This window comes from Brevibacillus sp. NRS-1366 (assembly GCF_050467985.1).
Map to the genome: position 1 here is coordinate 1 of NZ_JBITPN010000084.1, position 4618 is coordinate 4618.

4 protein-coding genes are annotated in these 4618 nt (G+C 42.1%); 3 read left to right on the forward strand and 1 reads right to left on the reverse strand.

The window, feature by feature from the left end:
* On the forward strand, positions 1 to 394 hold a 394-nt coding region (locus tag ACIFQN_RS35725), incomplete at its 5' end, for a GNAT family N-acetyltransferase (protein WP_429837793.1).
* Positions 395 to 533: 139 nt separating this feature from the next.
* Here the strand turns inward: ACIFQN_RS35725 and ACIFQN_RS35730 are convergent.
* On the reverse strand, positions 534 to 2186 hold the full coding sequence (locus tag ACIFQN_RS35730) for a PucR family transcriptional regulator (RefSeq protein ID WP_429837794.1): 1653 nt from the start codon (positions 2184 to 2186) through the stop codon (positions 534 to 536).
* A 250-nt stretch (positions 2187 to 2436) separates the two neighbouring features.
* On the opposite strand from ACIFQN_RS35730, the gene ACIFQN_RS35735 reads away from it, so the two are divergent.
* Both ACIFQN_RS35735 and ACIFQN_RS35740 read left to right on the forward strand, forming a co-directional pair.
* Positions 2437 to 3759 carry an aspartate aminotransferase family protein gene (locus ACIFQN_RS35735; protein WP_429837795.1) on the forward strand — a complete coding sequence of 441 codons (1323 nt, stop codon included), beginning with the start codon at positions 2437 to 2439 and terminating at the stop codon, positions 3757 to 3759.
* Positions 3760 to 3808: 49 nt separating this feature from the next.
* Positions 3809 to 4597 (forward strand): transporter substrate-binding domain-containing protein, encoded by a 789-nt coding sequence (locus ACIFQN_RS35740; RefSeq protein WP_429837796.1) that lies wholly within the window; start codon positions 3809 to 3811, stop codon positions 4595 to 4597.
* Positions 4598 to 4618: the final 21 nt, after the last annotated feature.

A 4618-nucleotide genomic window follows, 5' to 3' on the forward strand; every position in this document is an offset into this window, starting at 1 on the left:
GGCCTATTTGACGTTCACGTTTAAAGAGTCTGGATTTGGTTTATATGCCGTAGAAGCAAAGGAAAATAAAGAGTTTATAGGGTTTATAGGATTTCATAGGGCAACATTTGAGGCAGATTTTACACCGTGTATAGAAATTGGATGGCGACTGAAAAAAGAGGCTTGGGGAAAAGGATATGCAACTGAGGGGGCGTCAGCCTGTTTACAATATGGATTTAACAAATTGGGTTTTAGTGATGTTTATAGTTTTACAGCCAATGCTAATGAGTCTTCGAAAAAAGTTATGATAAAAATCGGTATGAGTTTTATTAAAACTTTCAATCACCCGAGAGTTGATAAAGATAGTCCTTTAAATAAACATGTTTTATTTCATATAAATCAAAATAAATGCTAACGGCGGGAAGACCCGCAAGATATGGAGGTAATTGTGTGGTTCACGTATCACCGTCTTCCTGCCCACCCTAGTAGTTTGAAGAACACCTTTTATGAAGAGAAGACAAAAAAAGTTATTCCCCATAAACCTGTACTATTAATTAAGGAACTTGTTTAAATCTTTCTGGATTCTTAAAACGATCTAACTTATAGGCCATAATCGCTATCTGCAACTTCATCTGATCGTCTGAAGATTTCAGGTTAAGACTGGTTATCTTTTCGATTTTTGCCAATCTATATCTCAGGGATTGGCGATGGACAAACAGTTCAGCCGCGGTGATCTGCATGTTCTTGCGATGCAGATAGACTTCCAACGTACGAAGTAAGTCGTCCCTTTGGTGAGAAAATAAGGGACCAATAAGATTTTCATAGAAATCACGTAGGTCATTGCCAGCTTCTATCATGTGTATCAATATGTGAAAGTGTCCCAGATCCTCGTAATGAACGATTGTCTTCGATGTCGGGAGTAATTCAGAAAAATGAATGGAATACTCTGCCTCTTGTGCACTTTTCGGCAATTCCTGCAAATCGGAATAGACTCGGCCTATCCCAATCTTTATAACATCTTTAGGAAATAAGCGTACCCATTTGTCCTGGATCGCTTGCGCCAATTCTAAACTATCCTGCTTGTTAGATTTGATTTTGTTATCCTTTACTTCTACTAACACAATCAGTGCATCCCGTTTTTTTATTATTACAGTCTGCCGATTTTTTTCTTTCATCAACTGATCAATGATTTGGGCAGCATTGGTTGACTTTTCGTTCATTGTATCAAATTTGATATAAATAACAACATGGGTCAAAGTCAGATCTAATCCAAGTTTTTTTCCACGTTTGAGCGCATGCGATCGATTGATATAGCTTTCGTTCAAAAGTTCTTCCAGATAATCCCCCTGCAAACGAATCCGAGTTTCTTCAACTGCTTTCAGCTTTAGGAATTCAAATGCATAGACTGTAGCAGCATGCTCAATCGCAATGCTGTCTAGTTTCTCCCATTTATCGCTTTCCTTGATTGAAAAGATAAAGCCGTAAAGGGCCTGATTCGCAACAATTGGTTGGATGTGAAAAACATAATTTTGTTTTTTCACTTCAAAGCACTCAGTGTAATGAATGCTTCTGCTTAAAAACTCCGGTAGACGAATTACCTCTTCTCCCATTGTTATACTCTCAGCCTCTGATACGCTTAACTTATGATGAATGAGGCAATGCTGGACAATCTCGGACAAATCATTGATTAATATGACACTTCCTTGAATCAAGCTGGAAAGGGTCCGAGTTATAGGAATTAGCCCCTGACTGCGTAGTACGAGTTTGGTAAACCTTTCGTGGATGCTGTGGGAATACTCGAGCAGTTTAATCTGGCTGTTCACAATTTGCTCCAAGATTTCTTTTGTGATCATTGAGAAGTTAATATCTGGGTAAATTTCCAAAATTGGCATGGCGTGTTTATTAGCAATTTCAATAAACGATTCGGGAACTTCTGGAAGACGAAAACCAGTATATAAAGCAATGCCTGACAATTTTTTCATCGACAACAGCGAGTGAAAGACCTCACGTTTCTCTTCGGATTCCAAGATACCGAAGCCAGTAGTGATGAGTAATTCCCCTTCTTGGAGGCGATCAATGTCTTCTGGAACGAGAACTTCCACGATGGTAACCCATTTGATGGTATTTTGTATGCCTTCTCTTCCAGCCACGAGCTTCGCTTTCTTCATGACCGGCAAATGTAGTGCCTCATTGATGGTGATCCCCATAGATTATCCCTCACTTATTGACTGATTTTTATCGCCATTAGGGTAAAAATCAGTCGATTACTTTTATACATTCGGACAATTGCTGATGCTACCAATTCTCATCTATCATGAGGCTATCAAGGGCTAACGCTAAATTAGGTGTATTTTCGTTAAAGCCTATTATAGGGGCGGCTTGACCAAAAAAACAACTTAAGACTGGAGAGGAGAGACTTCAGCTTCTCAATCTTGAAAAGAAGAAAGGGGAAATAATATGGATCAACAATATGCCTTTGCCATTGCTGAACGAGAGTATCTTCTTCGAACCAAAAAGTCTAGGGAGATGTATAAGGCAGCACAGCGAGTAATGCCAGGTGGCGACACACGTACAACTGTTTTTTTTAGTCCTTATCCAATAACCGTAAATAGTGGGGGTGGCCCGGAATTACAAGACATTGACGGGAATCGATATTTAGACTTTTTGAATAATTACACCTCTACAATTCATGGACATGCACATCCGAAGATTTTACAGAAAGTGAACCATGCGTTGACCTTCGGTACATCCTATGCCAGTGTCATTGAGGAACAAATTACTCTCGCCGAAATACTGAGCGAAAGGGTGCCGGGGATTCAACGGGTTCGTTTTTGCAACTCTGGTTCAGAAGCGACCATGTTTGCCATACGGGCCGCCCGGGCATTTACCAATCGGGCAGGCTTAATCAAAATGGATGGGGGCTATCACGGAACTCACGAAACCGTCCAAAGTGAGTTTTCATCTGCTCAGCAGGCTCCAGTATCGATGGGAATTCCTGTACACGTCACCCAGGATGTTTACGTCGTACCATTTAATGATCTTGAGGCAGTGGAGCGACTCCTTATTCAGCGAGCAAATGAAATCGCTGCCATTCTGGTGGAGCCTGTGATGGGAGCCGCTGGCGTGATTCCTCCACAGCCGGGATATCTGACGGGTTTGCGCGAACTGGCTAACAAATATGACGTCATACTGATTTTTGACGAAGTGCAGACATTGCGTTTGAGCACAGGTGGAGCGCAAAGTAAGTATCAAGTTACTCCTGATTTGACCGCCTTGGGTAAGATTATCGGTGGAGGCTTTCCAGTAGGGGCGTATGGCGGAAGGGCAGATATTATGTCTCTCTTTGATCCAGCTCAATCGAAACCCCTGTCGCACGGTGGGACATTTAACGGTAACAGAATTACGATGGTCGCAGGAATTGCTTCTATGGAACTGTTGGATGAACAAGCGATTACTCATTTAGATAAATTGGGGCAAAGGTTGGAGAGTCGGATGCTTGAGACGATAGAACGATTTGCTGTTCCAGCGTCTATCACACGCGCTGGTTCACTGTTAAACGTGCATTTTACTGTAACCCCTCCAATCGACTACTCTTCAACTCATAGTTCTTGTAAAGACCTTGCTAAGTTACTTCACCTGGAGTTGCTAAATCGTGGTATCTATACTGCACCAAGAGGAATGTGGAATTTGTCAACAGTCATGACTGAAATCCATATCGATCAAGCTGTGGAGGCCTTTTCAGACTCCATGCAATTAATTGCTAAATGTTTACAGCAATAAAATGATAATAAAAAAATCCGTAGGAATATCAACGGCACTTCTACTTTTCATGTCACTATTGGCGGTAGGCTGCAGCCAATCTGCCCCCAATTCTAAAGAAGGACAACAGACAACAACTGCAGATGCGAGTGAACAAGCTGTCGCTTCAAGCATGACTAAAGATGCAGGCGTGTTTACTTATGCTTCTTCTGGTGAGTATCAACCGTTCAGTTACTTTAAAGATGGTCAATTAACCGGATTTGATATCGAGATTGGTGAAGAGATTGCAAAACGGATTGGACTGAAAGCGAATGCTGTAACATCGCCGTTCTCCGGTATCATCTCAGGGGTAAAAGAAGGTCGTTATGACGCAGCTATTGCCAGCCATGTCATCACCGAAGAACGCAAACAACAAATTGACTTTGCTGATCCCTACTACCTCTCCGGTGGACAGTTGTTCACCCGTCCTGATGGCAACATCACCAAACTGGGAGAACTGAAAGGCAAGGAAGTGGCGGTTGCTCTCGGAACCACCCATGAAAAAATAGCACGTGAATATACAGACAACATAAAAACCTACGACAGCGACGTTACCGCTCTGCGCGCACTGGAGCAAGGCAAACATGACGTGGTCATTACTGATAGTATAGTAGGGGAACTTGCGATTAGTTCAGGTGGTTTAAAAATTAAGAAGAGCGGTGCTGCACTGACAGAAGAACAGCATGGTATCGCAGTTCGCAAGGGTAACACTGAGCTGTTGAACAAGATTAACGAAGCCCTTAAAACAATGCATGAAGATGGCACTTATGTGAAACTGAGCGAGAAATACTTCCAACGCGACATAAGCAAAAAAGATTAGGTGAACTACCCTCCACCTACG

Excerpts from the sequence above, each read along its gene's own strand:
- ACIFQN_RS35730 (WP_429837794.1), bottom strand. The coding sequence starts at position 2,186 with ATGGGGATCACCATCAATGAGGCACTACATTTGCCGGTCATGAAGAAA.
- ACIFQN_RS35735 (WP_429837795.1), top strand. The coding sequence starts at position 2,437 with ATGGATCAACAATATGCCTTTGCCATTGCTGAACGAGAGTATCTTCTT.
- ACIFQN_RS35740 (WP_429837796.1), top strand. The coding sequence starts at position 3,809 with ATGTCACTATTGGCGGTAGGCTGCAGCCAATCTGCCCCCAATTCTAAA.